The following is a 19,680-nucleotide window of genomic DNA, read 5'->3' on the forward strand; positions in this document are numbered from 1 at the left end:
GGATGAAAGACGATCATTTAAGAGCTGCCCACAGCCGGCATGAATCCACTCCCGACGAAAAGCAGCAACGGGCGAACAGTGGCGCATTTTCATCTTCGGAAAGCGTCGATCAAGAAAACGAGCGCATGACCCAGGATAGCCTACTCCAGCATGAGAAACGCGACGAAAGGGGCCATATCCGGGTTGCGACAATGTTTCGAGTGACCCTCGCCGATAACGATACCGAGCTGGACGGCAATGATGTCTCCCTTGGCGGATTTTCTGCCCAAAGTGAACGTGCTTTTGAACCTGGCGAGCGTGTTTCCGTTTCACTGATTATGGCGGCGGGCACCTTTGACGTCGTTGTAGCGGCCAAGGCCGAATGCGTTGACTCCGTTCCACGAGAGAACGGCAATGGCTATGACGTCCGATTCAAGTTCAGCGAGATGGCTCCACAACACCGTGAGTCGCTACGCCAAATCATTCTCAGCTGGTTGAGTGGACGTTCGCCCAATATTGAAGGCCAGATGGCCAGCGAAGATCCACAGACGCCCCGCAAGCGGCAGGCAACCCAGACAGCGCCCTCCAAGCGCCCCCCAAAGCCGATCGGACGCTACATTCTTTTATTCCTTGCAATCGGACTGTTGGTGTTGGTAGCTGCAGCGACGGCTTATCGCAACTTCGTCCTGATTGAGCCCCGCTTCGCCGCTGTGACGGCACCGCGTATCGATATCCGCGCCCCCAGCTCGGGAGTACTTGGCGAACACGGCTTCACGGTGGGTGATCTGATCGAGCGCGACCAGTTATTGACCAATGTGATCAATAGCGACCTTGAATCAGAGCTGATCCTGGCAGAAGCGGCACTCAGCTATAACAACCAACTGGTTGAGAATCTACGTGGCTATCTTGAAGATGATACCCAAGAGATCAGCTTAGCCAACTCCGCACGGCCAGCTGGCGGCGACACTACTACCTTCGAGACAGTCTCGCCGGATATCGCTCGGGCACGTATCGAACAGTTCGAGCAAGTGCGCGATTTCGAGAACTCGCGTCTTGCCGCCCTTAAAGCAATGCAGGCCAGTAACGAAATATACAGCCCCTGTGACTGCCGCGTGGCCTGGGCGCTGAGTAGTGCCTCCGGGGTCTATATCGACAAGAGCGAACGGATCATGACCCTGATTCGTACCGAGGAAGATGACGTGATGGTCGAGGCACTGGTGCACATGAATGACATTAGCCGCATCCGGCCCAATCACCAGGCCTACGTCACACTGCCCAATGCCACTCAACCGATTCGCGCCCAAGTGCGTAATGTCGCCCTTGATATTGAATCTCAGCCCCGTGCCGGTTTCCCGAGCTGGGTACGCCAGCAGCAGAACGTGGCCAGTGTACTGCTCCTTCCAGAGGAACCCCTGCCTCCAGAGAGCGTCGGCCAGCCAATAGACGTTCGCTTTAGCGAAACACAGCTGCTGAGTATCGTCTCCGAAAAAATATGGCAAGGCGTGAATTGGATTACCCAGTCCAGTAATAACCTCTTTGGCATGGATCGGGATGGAGCCAACGAATACGGGAGTGATACCGATGGAGCCAACGATGAAGGGTAAATACCCACACCCATTTATCGCGTTACGGCACAAGAATCTGCTATTGAGCGTGCTAACGCTGCTGCCGTTCGCGGTCGGCAATGCCGATGAAGCAGAGTTTGCCGTCGTGAGCACCCCTCAAGTGGAACCTTGCTCTCAGCGTTATGCCCTGGCTGAAGCCCCGAGCCTCGCGCCCACCGAAGACGCTCATAACGCCATTCGCCAGACGTTTAATACCACCCGGGACTGGGGGACCAAAGAGAACGTAGAACGCTTGACTGCTCAAGATACCGGCATCAATGAAGCTGGCCTGCGCGTCCACTATCCTGCAGGGAGCTCTTCACCAGGTGAGGAGCCTCTCGGCGGGGCCGGTTTCTACAGCGATCCTTTTTCCTTCCAGGACGCTGAGCGTGCCTGCCTGAGCTATAAGGTGCGCTTCCCTTCCGACTTCGACTTCGTGAAAGGAGGCAAGCTGCCAGGGTTATACGGAGGTGAAGCCCCCTCTGGCGGCGAGAGCGTCGATGGCGAGAACGGTTTCTCCATGCGCTTGATGTGGCGCGAGGATGGTGAAGGTGAGCTCTACCCTTACGTGGTCGACTTCGAAGGAGAATCAGTAGGTCGTGGCTTTTGGCGCTACCCGGCCGGCTCATGGATCACCATCGAACAGGAAATTCTGCTTAACGACCCTCACCAGGAGAACGGTGTCGCTCGGGTCTGGATCGACGGCCAACCTGTGCTGGAGCAGTCGAATATTGTCTTTCGTACTACATCAGACATCACTATTGAAGGCTTGATGTTCTCCACTTTCTTTGGCGGAACCGGAGAAGGCTGGCGCACTCCACGCGACCAGCACGTTGATTTTGCTAGCTTTCGCTTTTATACCTCAAGATCTTGAGCGCAAGTACTAGCGCTGTTGGAGTAATAACGATCATGCCTCTTGCCTTAGCAAAAGGGCTTTCCGCACGATTTCTTTTTGCATTGCCTGTTGCCTTGATGGCAATGGGCAGTGCCGACCTGTCAGCCAATATAAACCTGGATGACACCCTCTCGAGAGAAGCGCGGCTAAGCATTGACCTTTCCGAATATCGCGTCACTGATACGAATGCCAGCTATTTTGACGTAAAAGCGCGTATGGCGCTGCTTGAGCAAACCGATAGCACGATTTTGCTGCAGTTGAGAGACCAGCTCTCGATAGGCCCCAGTTGTCGTCAAAAAATCAACGCGGAGCCCATCACTACGCGGGGAGCGATACCCGGTTTCTATCCCAGTCCCAGAGAATGGGAGCTAGCTACCCGGCCATTATTCGCTTTCGAGGATAGCGTATCGAACCTGGCTGGCGCTTTCGTGGCAAGTGGAGACATTTACTATGCCGAATGCCTGGTGCATTACTTGCATCATTGGGCCGAGGCCGAAGCCATGACTGACTTTGTCTATGAACCGGCGCAACCGCAAGCCTGGTTTGCCTCTGAGTCGATGTTGTTCGCGGCGGCCATGGCTTACTCAATTGTACGCCCTTACATCGATGGTCTTGAAGAAGAACGGTCCGACATCGAACTGTGGTTGCAACGTCTGGCCCGGGAGCATTCGGCAGTGCCAGGCATTGCGCAGCAGAGTTGCTGTAATAACCATTTATATCGTCGCGCGTTGTACGCCACCATGATTGGCGTGCTGGCCGAAGACAACGACCTGTTCCGTTTTGGTGTTAGCGCTATTTACTCGGCCCTGCACGACATGACCGAGGACGGCGCTCTTCCCCTTGAGGTGAATCGCGGACGACGCGCTATTCATTACCAGAACTATGCACTCAGTTATCTCATCCCCAATATGCAGATCATTCATCGCCAGGGCTACGACATCTTCAATCTGGAAGTCGAGGACAGCAACATTCATGAAGGCGTCGGCTACCTGTTCCAGATCCTTGATGATCCAGAAGCGTTAGGCGATTACGCGCCACGTGAACAGTACACAGACTTCCTGAGTGACCCACAGTACTTCACCTGGATGGAGATTTACCTTTCGCACTTCGAGCACGAAGGTATGGCCAGCCTCATTACCCGGGCACGACCCACCTATAGCCGCAGTGCGGGAGGCCCCGTCACTTTTTACTTCATGGATCCCGGCGCCCAGGAGCACATTCGCATGGACGAACAGCGTCAGGAGACTGAAGTCTTTCAGGGCTTGGACAACTGAACAGGCACCGCGCCACATAAGAACAGCAGGGAGCATATGAAGCGGACAACGATCAAGACTCAATACACGCCTACGCTGCGGCTGACCGCAGCCTTAACCTTGTCAGCATGGCTTGCTGGCTGTGCCATGACCTCTGAAAGACCGCCTGTAGGAGAACATGCAGGCCCTGTTCCCGCACAACATGCTGACTGGTTCTCCCGTGGCCCTGAGGCCAGTATAGATGGAACAGACTGGCAGACAATCAATCTCTCCCAGGAACGCATCAACGAGGGCCGCTTCAATGAAGCCGTCGCGTACCTCCATCCCTTGATGGACCGCTATGTGCCACCTGCCTTTTATGAAATGGCCAAGCTATATGAACAAGGACTCGGGGTCGAACAGGACTTCACAGAGGCAGCGCGGTTGTATGGCGAAGCTATCAATAAGCCTTCCTCGACACGCGGCCATGCCTCGCTCAACCTTGCAAAGCTCTATCTAGAAGGTCGCGGCGTAAAACGTAATGACGTGCTCGCCTACCACCTACTTTGGCAGGCCAAAGAGGCCAACCTTGATCGGACAGCAGAAATCGATCTTGCCAACCTGCTGTCTGAAGGCGGCGAAGGTGTAGAGGCGGACCCTATGCTTGCCCGACAGCTTTATGAACAAGCGGCCTCCCAGAACAAGGAGCAGGCTCTGCAGGCCCTGGCTAAAGCGTATGCACCCGGCGGCTGGCTGGAAGAAAATCCCACGCAGTCGATCGCTTATGCGCGGCGTTACGCCAGACAGCTTGAGGCCAACGCGAGCCAGGGCGATGTCAGCGCCATGTTTCAGTTGGCATCGCTCTACTCTCCTGACGGACTGCTCAATGACCAACCCAATCAGCATATTCAGTGGTTGCAGCAAGCCGCCCAGGTAGGCGACCAGGACGCCCAAACCCGGGCTGGGCAAGAGATAATCAATGCCGGCGAGTACCGGCTAGGTATCTCTCTACTGGCAGAGCCCGCACGGCAGGGGAACGTTGAGGCGATGACCTACCTCGGCCAAGCACTATTAACGTCCGAGTACGATGGTCAACAGGAGGCGCCAAGCCGCGCTGAACAGTGGCTGAGCAAGGCAATTGAGTCAGGTTCGAACGATGCTCGGTTAATTCTCGGGCGCGCCCTTGTCGAAGAGCAGACAGCCCTTGATGACCTACCTCGCGGCATTAATCTGCTCGAACAAGCGGCAAAGAGTGACGCCCCCCTGGCGTTGGCACAGCTTGGTGCGCTATTCATGGATGACGAGAGGATCGAAAGTCAGCCTGCCATCGCCGCCGACTATCTGGAGCGCGGCCATGAACTGGGGCATCCATGGGCTACCCAGCAACTCGGTGCCGCTTATCTATATGGCCGGGGCGTGATGAAGAACCCCGAACGGGGTCAGGAACTACTCCAAAATGCTGCCGCTCAAGGTCAGACCGGAGCAATGCGTCTTCTCGGCGAGGCCTACCTGACCGGCGATGTCTTGCCATTACGGCCTGATCGCGGCAGGGAATGGCTGACACAAGCGGCTCAAGCCGGCGACACCACCGCCATGACCACCCTAGGTGAAGCCTATCTGGAAGGCTCATTGGAGGGCGATTCTTCTCAAGGCATTCGGCTAATAACCCAAGCTGCCGAACAAGATAATGAATATGCCATGATCTTGCTGGGTCGCGCCTATCGGGAGGGCAGCAGCGTCAAGCGCGACCTCTATAAGGCCAGGCAGTGGCTGACCCAGGCTCAAGAAGCAGGACACGCCTCCGCCACCGATGCGCTCATCTACGTGCAGCGCGACCTGGGTGCTGAAGGCGATATTGATGCGCTTATCGCCGCAGCAAGAAGTGGCCATCCGGGCGCCATGGCCGATCTTGCTCAAGCCTATCTCGATGGCGAGGGGGTTGGTCGTGACCAGGAGCAGGCCGAGAGTTGGCTGGAGCAGGCACATCAGGCAGGACATGCCGGTGCCGGAGCAGCCCTTGGCCGCATGTATATCGATCAGGGTGAAAGTGAGCGCGGTATTGACTACCTGAAAACCGCCGCGTCCAGAGGACATGCTGGTGCTCGCCAGGACTTGGGTGAAGCCTACTTGACCGGCGAACACGCCGAACAAGATGTGGCACGCGGCCTCGAACTGCTAAGCACTGCGGCCGCAGCAGGAGACCCACATGCCGCCTACGTTCTGGGCGATGCCTATCAGCACGGTAAAGGGGTCGAACAAGATGCCGAACTAGCCGAGCGCTGGTATCAGCAGTCTAGTGATGCTGGCGCCATCTATGCGCGTACCGAGCTAGGTATTGCCCTCATACGCGGTCAAGGTGCTATTGCGCAGGATGTACAGCGTGGCTACGAGTTACTCATGGATGCAGCCCGCCGGGGCCACTCTGGGGCTCAGGCGTCCCTCGGCCGTGAATACCTCAACGGGTTTAACATTGAAAAGGATGTCGGCCGCGGTGCGGGCTACCTTTATAAGGCAGCAAGCCAAGGACACCGCAGTGCCCGCCTCGCTTTGGCCAGGGCCTATCTATTGGCTCGTGGCTTTGAGAACCCCAATCAACAGCAGGCGTTATTATGGCTCAATGATCTGATGGAGAGAGAGGGTCAGCTTGCCATCGAAACGCTACGCCACCTGCTAATTGATGAGGACGCTTTCGCCGACATCGATATTGAACTGGAAACATTCTCTGGAGAATGATCCGGTGACGTGCTGACCGGGTCGTCAGAAATGGCGCAGCGCCTTGATTTTTCGACCTCAATGAACAACCTTGAGTGCGATAGCGTACTGGGTTCACCCGATAACGCTTAACTTTTAATCAAGGTAGCCCTGGCAAAGAAGATCATGTTCAAACTGCGCTACTGACATTATAAAAGAGATAAGAATGCAAAAACGCCATGAGTGTCGGCAAAATACGTTGCTTGGCTTATTGCCTGAAGAAGAATTGAATCGACTGCTGCCTAATCTAGAAGAGGTAACATTGACGCCCCGGCAATCACTGTGTGAACCGGGACAGCTAATGGAGTACGCCTACTTTCCGCTAGACGCTATCGTCTCGCTGCTCGGTATGATCAATAATGGCTCCTCGACAGAAACTGCCGTGGTTGGCAATACTGGGGTGGTGGGCGTTTCGCTGTTTATGAGCGATGAGAGTCCCACTAGCCGAGCGCTTGTGCAGAGAGGCGGCCAGGCACTACGTATCAAGGGACACCTGCTCAAAGAGGAATTTTTCCGCGCAGGCCCTATGCAGCAACTACTCCTGCGTTATACGCAAGCCTTACTGGCACAAGTGGCGCAAACAGCGATATGCAATCGTCATCATAACCTCGACCAGCAGCTATGCCGCTGGCTACTGCTCCATATTGGCCGATGGCCAAACAACGAATTAGCCATGACTCAAGAGTTAATTGCCAATATGCTGGGGGTGCGTCGTGAGGGAATTACCGAGACGGCGTGCAAGCTTCAGAAGGCTGGCCTGATTTCCTACTACCGTGGTCATATCAAGATCATTGACCGACAGGGGTTGGAAGAACGCGTTTGCGAGTGCTATGCAATGGTCGAGGAAACCTATGACCGCCTGCTCAATCCACGCCAACTGATTTAGAGCCTAAGCACCGCTGGGACGGGCTTTACAACGAGTATTGGGTACAGACGTAAAAGGCGTAAAAGCCATAACAGATTGGAAGTGCAAACAAAAATGGAGGCGGCCCCAAAAGCCACATCCCGGCACACGCATCCACCACTACCGTTGCTCCCTTCCGGGCCTGGCGGGGTTTGCAGTTTCGCGTTGCGGGAGGACCTAAGGGGCCACCATAGTGATACAGACACTAGAAAACCGGCTGTATCGTGCGTGATGTGGTGGCTACGCCCTGATTTGAACAGGGGACCCCATCATTATGAGTGATGTGCTCTAACCAGCTGAGCTACGTAGCCTTTCCGACATCAGCGGGTGCAGAGTATGCCTATTCTCGGTGCAAAAGGCAAGCCGCAAATCGGCCTGCCTTTTCAATCTGTTAGCAAAGCGCCTATAGCGCAGCCCGAACAGCTGGCAAGGCAGGCTCGCCCGCCTTGGTGGTCACGCCTTCAAGCCACGCCTGCAGAACATCGTCGTGATCCTTCAGGTAGGCATTGGCTGCTGCTCGGGGGTCCTCGCCATCGTCCATGATCTCTCCCATCAGCTGGTTTTCCATCTCCAGTGTAAAGGTCATGTTGCTCAGCAGTGTGCCTATGTTGGGACACTGCTCGACAAAGCCGGCCCGCGTATTGGTATGCACGGTGGCACCGCCCAGGTCAGGGCCGAAGTAGTCGTCGGCACCGGACAGGTAGGCCATGTCGAAATTGGTGTTCATGGGGTGCGGCTCCCACCCCAGGAAGACCATCCACTCCTGGTTGGGGATACGCGTGGTCAGCTCAGAAAGCATGCCCGCTTCACTCGAGTCCACCACCTGCCAATCGCCAAGTCCGTAAGCATTGTCGTCGATCATCTGCTCGATAAGCTCGTTGCCGTCATTACCTGCTTCAATGCCGTGCAATCGCTGCTCGAACCGCTCGGCGTGTTCTGCCAGATCATTCACGGAAGTGACGCCGGCATCATATACATACTGCGGAACCGCCAAGGTGTATTTAGCGCCTTCCAGGTTGACCGCCAGGCGCTCGACATCGCCGCGCTCGACATAGGGGTCGCTGATAGACGCCATCGAAGGCATCCAGTTACCCAGAAAAACGTCAAAATCGTTGTTGCGCATTCCCGCATAGGCAATCGGAACCGATACGGTATCGATCCGCGTTTCATAGCCCAATGCTTCCAGCACTTCGCTGGCAAGCGCAGTGGTTGCGGTAATATCGGTCCAGCCTACCTCGGCAAAGCGTACGCTGGCACACTCATCGGCCAACACAGTGGAAGGCAATAGCGCGCTTGCCAGAATTCCGCCCAACCCGTAAGTACAGATACGTTTCATCATCGCTCCCCTTCTTGTATTTGAAAGAACTCTTCGTGTACGTATTCGCGTCTGCGCCGATAGCTTTACACAAAACGCGAACCTTTCATTAATTGAACGTTCAATAAAAAAATGCCAACCTATACAGGTAACCATGCAAGGCCGCGTGTTTCAAGGCAGACTTTCAACGTGATGGGGAGACCGTCGTGCCCAAGGTAGGAATGGAACCAATTCGTCGCCAACAGCTGATCGACGCCACCATGGCGGCTATCGATGAGGTGGGTCTTGGCGAAGCCACGATTATGCGTATTGCGCGCCACGCAGGGGTTTCGGCGGGGATCATCAGCCACTATTTCGGCGGCAAGGATGGGCTGCTTGAAGCCACCATGCGCCAGATCCTGACAGATCTATCCAACGCAGTCGCCGCACGCCGCAGGGCGTTAAAGGATGACTCTCCCCGCGCGCATATTGGCGCCATCATTGAAGGTAACTTCGACCGTAGCCAGGTCACAGGCCCTGCCGCCAAGACCTGGCTTGCCTTCTGGGCCAGCAGCATGCACAAGCCGACACTGCAGCGGCTGCAGTACGTCAATGACCGGCGCCTTTACGCCAATCTGAGCTATCAGTTCCGGCGCATTCTACCCCGCGATGAAGCGCGTAATGCTGCTCAAGGCCTTGCCGCCATGATCGATGGCCTGTGGCTGCGCGGTGCCCTGGCGCCAGACGCATTTGACGCCGAAGCCGCGCGCTACCTGGCACGCAGTTACTGTGACCAGTTACTTGCACATCACGGCTACACATCCACCACGCCTCACGCCTGACAGGAGAACCGCATGGCCACTCAAGACATTTCGCTTTATATCAACGGCCGCCGGGTCGCGGCTACGTCCGGCGATACCTTTACCGTTACTAACCCGTTTGATGGCAGCCTGCTGGCAACCGTCGGCCAGGCAAGCCAGGCCGATGTAGACGACGCCGTCAATGCAGCCACGCGCGGTCAGCGCCATTGGGCCGCCATGACCGGGATGGAGCGCTCGCGCATCATGCACCGTGCAGTAGCCCTGCTTCGCGAACGCAACGATGAGCTGGCCGCGCTTGAAACCCAGAATACCGGCAAGCCGATCAGTGAAACGGCAAGCGTTGATATCGTCACCGGCGCGGATGCTCTCGAGTACTACGCAGGCCTGGCACCGGCCATCGAAGGTAGCCAGATTCCACTGCGGGAGAGTTCGTTTATCTACACCCGGCGCGAGCCGCTGGGCGTGATTGGCGCCATTGGCGCCTGGAACTACCCTATCCAGATTGCCTGCTGGAAAGCCGCCCCGGCACTGGCGGCAGGTAATGCCATTGTCTTCAAACCCAGCGAAGTAACACCGCTGACGGCCATCAAGCTGGCAGAAATATTCACCGAAGCCGGTCTACCCGATGGCGTATTCAACGTGGTACAGGGTGACGGCCGCGTTGGCGCCATGCTGACCGAACATGAAGGTATCGCCAAGGTATCGTTCACCGGCGAGGTAGGCACCGGCAAGAAGGTGATGGCCGCCGCCGGTGGTTCGACGCTGAAAGACGTCACCATGGAACTGGGCGGCAAGTCGCCGCTGATCGTGTTTGCTGATGCGGATCTCGACCGCGCCGCCGACGCGGCGATGATGGCCAACTTCTACTCCAGCGGCCAGATTTGCACCAACGGCACCCGCGTGTTTATCGAACGCAGCGTCAAGGACGCCTTTGAAGCCAAGCTGGTGGAGCGCGTCACGCGCATCAAGGCCGGCGATCCGATGGATGCCAGCGTCAATTTCGGCCCACTGGTCAGCTTTGAGCATCAGGAGAAAGTACTTTCCTATATCGCGCTGGGTAAAGAGCAAGGTGCACGCGTGCTCGTGGGTGGCGACGCCTGGGACAGCGGCCACTGGGCCGATGGTGCCTGGGCCGCGCCTACCGTGTTCACTGATTGCACCGATGATATGCGTATCGTCAAAGAAGAGATCTTCGGCCCGGTAATGTCGGTACTCGCCTTTGATGATGAAGCAGACGTCATCAAACGCGCCAACGACACGCCGTTCGGCCTGGCCGCTGGGGTCTTCAGCGAGAGCCTGAACCGTGCCCACCGTGTGATTCATCAGCTGGAAGCGGGTATCTGCTGGATCAATACCTGGGGCGAGTCGCCTTCTGAAATGCCGGTAGGCGGCTATAAAGCATCAGGTATCGGCCGCGAAAACGGCGTCGAAACGCTTAGTCATTACACCCAGACCAAATCTGTCCAGATCGAGATGGGCGCGTTTGAGTCGGTGTTTTAACCAAGACGTCCGCACATTAGCTTTCTGGATGGGAGAAATCGATGGCTCAACCACGCGAATTTGATTACATCATTATCGGCGCAGGCTCGGCCGGCAATGTGCTCGCCACTCGCCTGACGGAAGACAGCGATGTCAGCGTACTGCTGCTGGAAGCGGGCGGGCCGGACTATCGCCTGGATTTTCGCACCCAGATGCCGGCGGCCCTGGCCTACCCACTGCAGGGCAAGCGCTATAACTGGGCGTTTGAAACCGACCCTGAACCGCATATGGATAACCGCCGTATGGAGTGTGGCCGCGGCAAGGGATTGGGCGGCTCCTCACTGATCAACGGCATGTGCTATATCCGCGGGAACGCTCTGGATTACGATAACTGGGCAAGCAACCCAGGTCTTGAAGAGTGGGACTACCTCAGTTGCCTCCCCTACTTCAAAAAGTGTGAAACCCGTGATATTGGCCCCGACCCCTATCACGGTGGCGATGGGCCGGTCAGCGTGACCACGCCCAAGGGTAACAACAACCCGCTTTACCGCACGTTTATCGAGGCTGGAAAACAGGCAGGCTACCCGGAAACCCAAGATGTCAACGGGTACCAGCAGGAAGGCTTTGGCCCCATGGACCGCTTCGTGACGCCCAAGGGCCGGCGCTCATCTACCGCACGCGGCTACCTGGATATCGCCCGAAAGCGCGCCAATCTCACGATTGAAACCCACGCGCTAACCGACGTGATCGAGTTTGACGGCAAGCGGGCCATCGGTGTGCGCTTTGAGCAGAAAGGTAGAACTCGACAGGCGAGCGCGCGTCGTGAAGTTCTGCTATGCGGCGGCGCCATTGCCTCGCCGCAGATTCTGCAGCGCTCAGGCGTTGGCAATCCTGAACTTCTGGCATCGCTTGATATTGAGACGGTTCATGCGCTGCCCGGGGTAGGCGAAAACCTGCAGGACCACCTGGAAATGTACATCCAGTACGAGTGCAAGGAGCCTATCTCGCTCTACCCGGCGCTCAAATGGTACAACCAGCCCAAGATCGGTGCCGAGTGGCTGTTCAAGGGTACCGGCGTTGGCGCCAGCAACCAGTTTGAATCCTGCGCTTTCATTCGCAGCCGTGATGAAGAAGAGTGGCCCAACCTGCAGTATCATTTTCTGCCTATTGCCATCAGTTATAACGGCAAGAGTGCGGTACAGGCCCACGGCTTTCAGGCCCACGTGGGTTCCATGCGCTCGGAAAGTCGCGGCCGTATTCAGTTGAGGTCCAAGGATCCGCACGCTGCTCCCAGTATCCTGTTCAATTACATGTCCAAGGAGAAGGACTGGCAGGAGTTTCGCGACGCCATTCGCCTGACCCGCGAGATCATCGCCCAACCCGCCTTTGACCAGTATCGTGGCCGCGAAATTGCGCCGGGGCCAGACGTCACTTCCGACGCTGAACTGGATGCGTTCGTCAGGCAGCATGCTGAAACCGCTTACCACCCTTGCGGCAGCTGCCGTATGGGCAGCGATGAGCTGGCAGTAACCGATGGCCAGGGCCGCGTACACGGTCTGGAAGGCCTGCGCGTGGTCGACGCTTCGCTGTTTCCGCTGATTCCTACCGGCAATCTCAATGCGCCCACCATCATGCTGGCCGAGAAGATTGCGGACCATATTCGCGGCATCGAACCGCTGCCTCGCGCCCAGGTGGATTATTATATCGCCAACGGCGCAGCCGCCAGGCAGGTGTAATCGTTACCTGGCGCCACTGACCGCCATCCTCCGACTCTCTCTTCCATCTCCCCCTCTCCTCCACGCTACGGCCAGCCGCCGTGGCGTTTTTTCGTCAGGCTGACTAGATAAAACATCCTAGCAACTTGCGCTGAATGGCGTAGGTCTGCCAATATTCAAACATCTGTTCGAATAGTGCTGACATGAATGATGTTTATCGATTCATCCAGCCCCGGGACCACCGTTTTCACGCTAGACTGAACGCAGACCGTTATCGGACAGCGCCAAACAATACATGGAGACGTTCTATGCTCACCCTACTACTGATCATACTTGCCGTGGTCGGACTGTTGATTATCATGCGCCGCGAAGCTGGCGCCGCTGCGGCATTGACGCTGCTGGGCGTACTGGGACTCGTGGGTCTGCTGCTTGATGCCGCCTTTATTGGCGTGATACTGCTGATCGGAGCTATCGCTGTAGCAGCGGCAGGGCTTACCGCCTTGCGCCGCCAATGGCTGACGCCGCGTATCTTCAATATCTTCAAGAAAGTGGCGCCCAAGGTTTCCGCGACCGAGCGCACCGCCCTGGAAGCCGGCAGCGTTTCCTGGGATGGCGAGCTGTTTTCCGGCAAGCCGCAGTGGAACGCGCTGCTGAACTACAAGGATGAGGGTCTGCGTGAAGACGAGCAGGCCTTCCTGGATAACCAGTGCGCCACGGCCGCCGGTATGTGCAACGCCTGGGATATTACCATCGAGCGCGCCGACCTGCCCCAGCAGTTGTGGGACTTCCTGAAGAAGGAAGGCTTCTTCGGGATGATCATTCCCAAGGAGTATGGCGGCCTGGGCTTTTCGGCCAAGGCACAGTCCATGGTGCTGCAGAAACTCTCTGCCAACGAGACACTGATGGTGACCGTCGGCGTGCCCAACTCTCTCGGCCCGGGCGAGCTGCTGCTGAAGTACGGCACCGAAGAGCAGAAAAATCACTATCTGCCCCGCTTGGCTGATGGCCGCGAGATTCCCTGCTTTGGTTTGACAGGCCCGCGCGCCGGCTCCGATGCCACGTCGCTTCCTGATGTTGGCGTTGTCTGCAAGGAAGTCATCGATGGCAAGGAAGTACTTGGCCTTCGTCTGACCTTCGAGAAACGCTGGATCACCCTGGCCCCCATTGCCACCGTAGTGGGCCTTGCCTTCCGTCTGTTCGACCCGGAAAAATTGCTGGGTGACGAGGAAGACCGCGGTATTACCCTGGCGCTGATTCCCCGCGACACCCAGGGCATGGAAATTGGCCGCCGCCACCATCCGATCGGCAGCCCCTTCATGAACGGCCCGATCAAGGGCGTGGATGTCTTCGTTCCGCTGGATACCATCATCGGTGGACAGGACATGATTGGCCAAGGCTGGCGCATGCTGGTCGAGTGTCTCTCCATCGGGCGCTGCATCACCCTGCCCTCCGGTGCCACCGGCACCGCCCGCTACGCGCTGGGATGGAGCGGCGGCTTCACCCGCGTTCGTCGTCAGTTCAACGTGCCGGTTGCGGAAATGGAAGGCGTGCAGGAGCCGCTGGCCCGTATGGCCGCCATGGGCTACATCGCCCAGGCCACGGTTTACCAGACAGCCAATTTGATCGATCACGGTGAGAAACCCGCGGTACCGTCGGCGATCCTGAAAAGCCAGCTGACCGAATTCCAGCGCGTCATCCTGAGCGATGCCATGGACGTACATGGCGGCAAGGCCGTGACGATTGGCCCGCGCAACTATCTGGGCATCGGTTACAGTGCCAATCCGGTCGCCATTACGGTGGAAGGCGCGAACATCATGACGCGTAACCTGATGATCTTTGGTCAGGGCGCGATTCGCTGTCACCCTTACGTGCTGGATGAGCTGGCTGCCAAGGATGCCAACGACATCAACGCGTTCGACAAGGCGTTCTTCGGCCACGCCGGGCTTATCTTCGGCAACGCGGCGCGTGCCTTTACCATGGGCCTGGGCTTTGGCAAGCCAGGCGTGCCCTTCGACGCCCCGGCCGCCGCCTATGCACAGGATATCGCCCGCCTTTCAGCAGCCTTTGGCCTGTGTGCCGACGCCGCCATGGCAAGCCTGGGCTCGGCGCTGAAAAAACGCGAAATGCTCTCGGCGCGGCTCGGGGACGTGCTTTCCAACCTGTACCTGGCCTCCATGGTGCTCAAACAGTGGCAAGCTGGCGACAAGGTGGAAGGCGAAGACGCCCTGCTCCACTACAGCTGCCGCTTCCTCCTGCATCGTGCCGAGCAGGCCTTCGTGGAAATCTTCGATAACCTGCCTAACCGCGCCTTGGGTAAAGTACTCAACGCCGTAGCGATGCCCACCGGCCGCCGCTGGGATAAACCCCATGATGACCTGGCACGAGATATCGCCAAGCGGGTTTCCACCCACAGCGCCCTGCGCACCAAGCTTCTGGCCAACACCTGGGATACCGATGACGGCGAACAGCCCAATCCGCTGGCCCGCTACAACGCGTTGCTGGTCGATTATGACCGCGCCGAAGCGATCTACCGTACGGTGAACAAGGCCTATGCCAAGGGAGAGCTGCCGCAGACGGCGCTACACCCGGAAGCACGTGTCGAAGTCGCCTTCGAGAAGGGGTTGATCAGCGAAGAAGAAACGCTCTTCATGCGCGAATTTGAAACCCAAGTGCTGGAGATGCTCACGGTAGACGACTTCGCCTATGATGCGTTTGCCAACAACAAGGATACCCTTATCGATCATAACGCCAAGAAGGCAGCCCCCGTTCAGCAGGAGCAGACTTCAAGCGTAAAATAGGCCTTGATTCTGAAGTAGCGGTAATCAACCGGCTCCATGAAGGAGCCGGTTTTTTTGTGCCATCGGATACGCCTAAAAGCGTAGACCACACGCCTAAAAACGCGTTGCAAGTTCACAAATGGTCAATTAGCCTTTCTAAAACGAAAAATAAAAACCCTATAACCCACACCGTATAATCGATTTTCAACAGCACGCGCGATCAAACGATCACTCCAAAACAATGACGCATGCGAGATCGGTATGTCCTTACATTTGCAAAAGATCGATCACACCGTTAACGGTGTGGCGCATATCAGTGAGATCGACCTGACCCTGGAACCGGGCTCCTTCAACGTGCTGCTGGGTCGGACCCTTGCCGGCAAGACTACCCTGATGCGACTGATGGCCGGGCTTGAGCCGCCGACCAGGGGCAAGATCATCATGGACGGCAAGGACGTCACCAACGTGTCGGTGCGCAAGCGCAATGTCTCCATGGTGTATCAGCAGTTCATCAACTACCCAAGCTTCACCGTTTACGACAACATTGCGTCGCCGTTGAAACTGGCCGGACACCCTAAACGCGAAATCGACCGGCAGGTGAGCGAAATCGCCGAAATGCTGCATATCGAGCACCTGCTTGGCCGCTACCCTCAAGAGCTTTCCGGCGGCCAGCAGCAGCGCACCGCCATGGGGCGCGCGCTGGTCAAGGACGCCGACCTGATCCTGTTCGACGAGCCGCTGGTCAACCTGGATTACAAGCTGCGCGAGGAGCTTCGCGACGAGCTGCGCGAGCTGTTCAAGGCGCGCAACTGCATCGCGGTATACGCCACCACCGAACCTAACGAGGCATTGGCACTGGGTGGCAACACGGCGGTACTGCACGAAGGCAGGCTGCTTCAGTACGGCCCGACCGAGCAGGTCTACCGCGAACCCAACGGCCGCTTCAGTGCCGAGATGTTCTCAGAACCCCCCATCAACATCGTGCCCGGCCAATTGACCGATAACGATATTACCTTTGATCAAACGCTTCACTTCCCCTGCGACGACCACTTGAAACGCCTCGCTCCGGGCGATTACGACTTTGGCGTGCGTGCCTCGCACCTGACGCTGCAGCCAAGGCGCGCCGATGACTTGGCGCTGGATGTGCAGGTGGATGTAGCTGAAATCAGCGGCTCCGAAACCTTTCTGCACGTTCATCACGAGCATTTCCCCCTGGTGCTGCATCTGACGGGGATCCACCAGTTCAGCGTCAACGAGCCGTTGAAGGTCTACTTCCCTACTCACCAGCTTTACGTTTTCGACAAGCAGGGCCATACCGTTCATACGCCGGCGCAGCGAGGAGCACTTCATGGCTGAGATTACCTTGAAAGGCCTGGCACACTCCTACGCAAAAACGCCTTCGGGTGCGGCGGACTACGCCATCCGGCAGATGGATCACATATGGCATCAGGGCGGTGCCTACGCGCTGCTGGGGCCATCGGGGTGTGGCAAGTCAACGCTGCTCAACATCATTTCCGGGCTGCTCGAACCTTCACAGGGCGATGTGCTGTTTGACGGGCAGCGAGTCAACGAGCTGCCTCCTGAAGAGCGCAACATCGCTCAGGTATTTCAGTTCCCGGTGATCTACGACACCATGACGGTGTTCGACAACCTCGCCTTTCCCTTGCGCAACATGAACACTCCCGAATACCGGGTAAAGCCCAAGGTACTCGAAGTGGCCGATATTCTGGATCTCACGCCGCTGCTGGGCCGCAAGGCCAAGAATCTGACCGCCGACGAAAAGCAGAAAGTCTCCATGGGACGCGGGCTGGTACGCGATGACGTCACGGCGATATTGTTCGATGAGCCGCTGACCGTCATCGACCCGCAGTTGAAGTGGAAACTGCGCCGCAAGCTCAAGGAGATTCACGAGCGCTTCAATATCACCATGATCTACGTAACCCACGATCAGCTGGAAGCCTCGACCTTTGCAGACCGGATTGCCGTGATGTACGAAGGCCAGGTGGTACAGTTCGGTACACCGCGCGAGCTGTTCGAGCGGCCGGCGCACACTTTCGTGGGCTACTTCATCGGCAGCCCCGGCATGAACTTCATGGCCGTCGAGTATCGAGATGATCAGGTCATGTTCGGTGTGCAGCCGTTGCCGGTGAGCCCAGCACTCAGGCACGCTGTCGCTAACGCGAATGCCACCAACATCAAGCTGGGTATTCGTCCCGAATTCATCACCATCTCCACCCACCACACCGATGAGAGCGTACCGGTTGAAGTGGCCAACGTGCAGGATCTGGGCACCTACTCACTGCTGACCTTTATCCTCAACGGGCAAACCTTCAAGGCACGCCTGCCCGAAGGCCATCCACCGGTCGGCAAGGCGGCGTTCGCCCGCTTCGATGATGCCCACGTTGCGCTATATATCGATGAATTCAGAGTGGAGACTGGCCATGAATAACAAGGTATCCAATAACCGCGCCTGGCTGCTGGTGCTTCCCATGCTGGTGCTGGTGGCGTTCTCCGCCATCATCCCGCTGATGACCGTGGTCAACTACTCGGTACAGGACGTGCTCGGCCCGAACGCAAGCTTTTTCACCGGCACCGAATGGTTTAAAAGCATGCTCAACGACAGCGCCCTGCAGGCGGCGTTTGTACGCCAGATTGCCTTCTCGCTGGTGATTCTCGCCATTCAGATTCCGCTGGGCATCGGTATTGCACTGATCATGCCCAAACGCGGCTGGCAGGCCTCTGCGGTGCTGATCCTGATTACCCTGCCACTGCTCATTCCCTGGAACGTGGTAGGCAGTATCTGGCAGATCTTTACCCGTGGTGATATCGGCCTGATGGGCTGGGGCCTGCGCGAGCTGGGTATTGATTACAACATCACCCGCCATTCTGGCGATGCCTGGGTGACGATCGTTCTGATGGACGTATGGCACTGGACGCCGCTGGTCGCGATGCTCTGCTATAGCGGCCTGCGCTCGATTCCCGAAGCCTACTACCAGGCAGCGCGTATCGATCGCGCCTCCAAATGGGCGGTGTTTCGCTATATCCAACTGCCCAAGCTGACCAACGTGCTGGTGATTGCCGTTCTGCTGCGCTTCATGCACTCGTTCATGATCTACGCTGAGCCCTTCGTACTCACCGGCGGCGGGCCGGGCAGCAGCACGACCTTCTTGAGTCAGGCGCTGACCACCATGGCGGTGGGCCAGCAGGATCTCGGGCCGTCGGCGGCGTTCTCGCTGATCTATTTCCTGGTCATTCTGCTGGTGAGCTGGGTGTTCTACACCACCATCATGCACATGCAGAAAGACAAGCCCCCGCAGGGAGGTGCCTAGCATGAGCTATCGACTCGAAAACACCCAGCAGGGTGAAAAGTACACCACGATTTTCAGCAGAATAACGCCTGCACAGCGGCGTCACCGCAGCGCCCGTTCGCGCTGGCGGGCCAACTGCCTGCTTGGCGTCTACCTGATATTGATGATTCTGCCCATCTACTGGCTGATCAACATGTCGCTGCAGACCAACAGCGAAATTCTCGGCTCAATGACGCTGTGGCCGCAAAACCTCACCTTCGATAACTATATCCGCATCTTCACCAATTCAAGCTGGTACATGGGCTACGTCAACTCGATGCTCTACGTGGCGATGAACATGCTCATCACTATCTGCGTGGCGCTGCCGGCGGCTTACGCCTTTAGCCGTTTCACCTTCATTGGCGACAAGCACCTGTTCTTCTGGCTGCTGACCAATCTGATGGCGCCGCCGGCGGTGTTTCTGCTGCCCTACTTTCAGCTCTACTATTCAGTCGGCCTGTTCGACACCCATATCGCCGTGGCCCTTGCCCACTGCCTGTTCAATATACCGCTTGCGATCTGGATCCTTGAAGGCTTCATGAGCAGTGTGCCCAGGGAAATAGACGAAACAGCGTATATCGACGGCTACAGCTTTCCACGCTTTTTCGTCAAGATCTTCATCCCCATGATCCGCTCGGGTATCGGCGTCACGCTTTTCTTCCTGTTCATGTTCTCCTGGGTGGAATTGCTGCTGGCACGCACGCTGACCGCCACCAACGCCCAGCCGATCGGCATGATCATGACGCGCACCTCGACCGCCTCTGGCATCGACTGGGGCACCCTGGCCGCCGCCGGCGTGCTCACCATCATCCCCGGCATTCTGGTGGTCTACTTCGTCCGTAACCATATCGCCAAGGGCTTTGCCCTGGGCCGTACCTGAGG

At 57.3% G+C, this 19,680-nt stretch carries 14 protein-coding genes, 1 tRNA gene and 1 other RNA gene; 13 read left to right on the forward strand and 3 right to left on the reverse strand.

Annotation, left to right across the window (positions count from 1 at the left end; translation table 11 throughout):
- The first annotated feature begins 2 nt into the window (after positions 1 to 2).
- The 5 genes from B0H98_RS06005 to B0H98_RS06025 all read left to right on the forward strand — a co-directional run bounded on the left by B0H98_RS06005 (position 3) and on the right by B0H98_RS06025 (position 7,347).
- Positions 3 to 1,583, forward strand: a complete 1,581-nt coding sequence (locus tag B0H98_RS06005) for a PilZ domain-containing protein (RefSeq protein WP_106374152.1) — start codon at positions 3 to 5, stop codon at positions 1,581 to 1,583.
- Positions 1,573 to 2,457, forward strand: a complete 885-nt coding sequence (locus B0H98_RS06010) for a polysaccharide lyase (protein WP_106374153.1) — start codon at positions 1,573 to 1,575, stop codon at positions 2,455 to 2,457. Before B0H98_RS06005 ends, B0H98_RS06010 begins: the two co-directional genes overlap by 11 nt.
- Positions 2,458 to 2,492: 35 nt before the next feature.
- Positions 2,493 to 3,752, forward strand: coding sequence for an alginate lyase family protein (locus B0H98_RS06015; protein WP_106374154.1), 1,260 nt, complete (start codon positions 2,493 to 2,495; stop codon positions 3,750 to 3,752).
- A gap of 36 nt (positions 3,753 to 3,788) precedes the next feature.
- Positions 3,789 to 6,443 (forward strand): tetratricopeptide repeat protein, encoded by a 2,655-nt coding sequence (locus B0H98_RS06020; protein ID WP_106374155.1) that lies wholly within the window; start codon positions 3,789 to 3,791, stop codon positions 6,441 to 6,443.
- Positions 6,444 to 6,627: 184 nt separating this feature from the next.
- Positions 6,628 to 7,347: a Crp/Fnr family transcriptional regulator gene (locus B0H98_RS06025; RefSeq protein ID WP_106374156.1), complete on the forward strand. Its 720-nt coding sequence runs from the start codon at positions 6,628 to 6,630 to the stop codon at positions 7,345 to 7,347.
- Positions 7,348 to 7,450: 103 nt separating this feature from the next.
- Here the strand turns inward: B0H98_RS06025 and ffs are convergent.
- The 3 genes from ffs to B0H98_RS06040 form a co-directional block, all read right to left on the reverse strand.
- Positions 7,451 to 7,547, reverse strand: an RNA gene (gene ffs, locus B0H98_RS06030) — signal recognition particle sRNA small type.
- 52 nt (positions 7,548 to 7,599) lie between these two features.
- Positions 7,600 to 7,676: transfer RNA gene (locus B0H98_RS06035), tRNA-Met, on the reverse strand.
- Positions 7,677 to 7,768: 92 nt separating this feature from the next.
- Positions 7,769 to 8,701, reverse strand: a complete 933-nt coding sequence (locus tag B0H98_RS06040) for a choline ABC transporter substrate-binding protein (RefSeq protein WP_422822140.1) — start codon at positions 8,699 to 8,701, stop codon at positions 7,769 to 7,771.
- Between the two features lie 185 nt (positions 8,702 to 8,886).
- Between B0H98_RS06040 and betI the strand changes: the two genes are divergently transcribed.
- The 8 genes from betI (at position 8,887) to B0H98_RS06080 (ending at position 19,678) form a co-directional block, all read left to right on the forward strand.
- Complete coding sequence (betI, locus tag B0H98_RS06045; protein WP_208623584.1) at positions 8,887 to 9,501, forward strand: transcriptional regulator BetI; 615 nt, start codon at positions 8,887 to 8,889, stop codon at positions 9,499 to 9,501.
- A 12-nt stretch (positions 9,502 to 9,513) separates the two neighbouring features.
- Entirely contained in the window at positions 9,514 to 10,980 is a 1,467-nt protein-coding gene (gene betB / locus B0H98_RS06050; protein WP_106374159.1) for a betaine-aldehyde dehydrogenase, read from the forward strand.
- Positions 10,981 to 11,021: 41 nt separating this feature from the next.
- Positions 11,022 to 12,695 carry a choline dehydrogenase gene (gene betA, locus B0H98_RS06055; RefSeq protein ID WP_106374160.1) on the forward strand — a complete coding sequence of 558 codons (1,674 nt, stop codon included), beginning with the start codon at positions 11,022 to 11,024 and terminating at the stop codon, positions 12,693 to 12,695.
- Positions 12,696 to 12,982: 287 nt separating this feature from the next.
- The gene (locus B0H98_RS06060; protein WP_106374161.1) at positions 12,983 to 15,472 is read left to right on the forward strand and encodes an acyl-CoA dehydrogenase; all 2,490 of its coding nucleotides are present in this window, start codon (positions 12,983 to 12,985) and stop codon (positions 15,470 to 15,472) included.
- 240 nt (positions 15,473 to 15,712) lie between these two features.
- Entirely contained in the window at positions 15,713 to 16,807 is a 1,095-nt protein-coding gene (locus B0H98_RS06065) for an ABC transporter ATP-binding protein (protein WP_106374162.1), read from the forward strand.
- Positions 16,800 to 17,900 (forward strand): ABC transporter ATP-binding protein, encoded by a 1,101-nt coding sequence (locus B0H98_RS06070; RefSeq protein WP_106374163.1) that lies wholly within the window; start codon positions 16,800 to 16,802, stop codon positions 17,898 to 17,900. Before B0H98_RS06065 ends, B0H98_RS06070 begins: the two co-directional genes overlap by 8 nt.
- Complete coding sequence (locus tag B0H98_RS06075; protein ID WP_106374164.1) at positions 17,893 to 18,780, forward strand: carbohydrate ABC transporter permease; 888 nt, start codon at positions 17,893 to 17,895, stop codon at positions 18,778 to 18,780. Before B0H98_RS06070 ends, B0H98_RS06075 begins: the two co-directional genes overlap by 8 nt.
- Position 18,781: 1 nt before the next feature.
- The gene (locus B0H98_RS06080) at positions 18,782 to 19,678 is read left to right on the forward strand and encodes a carbohydrate ABC transporter permease (protein ID WP_106374165.1); all 897 of its coding nucleotides are present in this window, start codon (positions 18,782 to 18,784) and stop codon (positions 19,676 to 19,678) included.
- The last annotated feature ends 2 nt before the right edge of the window (positions 19,679 to 19,680 follow it).

Origin of the sequence: Vreelandella songnenensis (genome assembly GCF_003002925.1) — a bacterium.
In the GTDB taxonomy this organism is placed as follows: domain Bacteria; phylum Pseudomonadota; class Gammaproteobacteria; order Pseudomonadales; family Halomonadaceae; genus Vreelandella; species Vreelandella songnenensis.

Excerpts from the sequence above, each read along its gene's own strand:
- B0H98_RS06005 (WP_106374152.1), top strand. The coding sequence starts at position 3 with ATGAAAGACGATCATTTAAGAGCTGCCCACAGCCGGCATGAATCCACT.
- B0H98_RS06010 (WP_106374153.1), top strand. The coding sequence starts at position 1,573 with ATGAAGGGTAAATACCCACACCCATTTATCGCGTTACGGCACAAGAAT.
- B0H98_RS06015 (WP_106374154.1), top strand. The coding sequence starts at position 2,493 with ATGCCTCTTGCCTTAGCAAAAGGGCTTTCCGCACGATTTCTTTTTGCA.
- B0H98_RS06020 (WP_106374155.1), top strand. The coding sequence starts at position 3,789 with ATGAAGCGGACAACGATCAAGACTCAATACACGCCTACGCTGCGGCTG.
- B0H98_RS06025 (WP_106374156.1), top strand. The coding sequence starts at position 6,628 with ATGCAAAAACGCCATGAGTGTCGGCAAAATACGTTGCTTGGCTTATTG.
- B0H98_RS06040 (WP_422822140.1), bottom strand. The coding sequence starts at position 8,701 with ATGAAACGTATCTGTACTTACGGGTTGGGCGGAATTCTGGCAAGCGCG.
- betB (WP_106374159.1), top strand. The coding sequence starts at position 9,514 with ATGGCCACTCAAGACATTTCGCTTTATATCAACGGCCGCCGGGTCGCG.
- betA (WP_106374160.1), top strand. The coding sequence starts at position 11,022 with ATGGCTCAACCACGCGAATTTGATTACATCATTATCGGCGCAGGCTCG.
- B0H98_RS06060 (WP_106374161.1), top strand. The coding sequence starts at position 12,983 with ATGCTCACCCTACTACTGATCATACTTGCCGTGGTCGGACTGTTGATT.
- B0H98_RS06065 (WP_106374162.1), top strand. The coding sequence starts at position 15,713 with ATGTCCTTACATTTGCAAAAGATCGATCACACCGTTAACGGTGTGGCG.
- B0H98_RS06070 (WP_106374163.1), top strand. The coding sequence starts at position 16,800 with ATGGCTGAGATTACCTTGAAAGGCCTGGCACACTCCTACGCAAAAACG.
- B0H98_RS06075 (WP_106374164.1), top strand. The coding sequence starts at position 17,893 with ATGAATAACAAGGTATCCAATAACCGCGCCTGGCTGCTGGTGCTTCCC.
- B0H98_RS06080 (WP_106374165.1), top strand. The coding sequence starts at position 18,782 with ATGAGCTATCGACTCGAAAACACCCAGCAGGGTGAAAAGTACACCACG.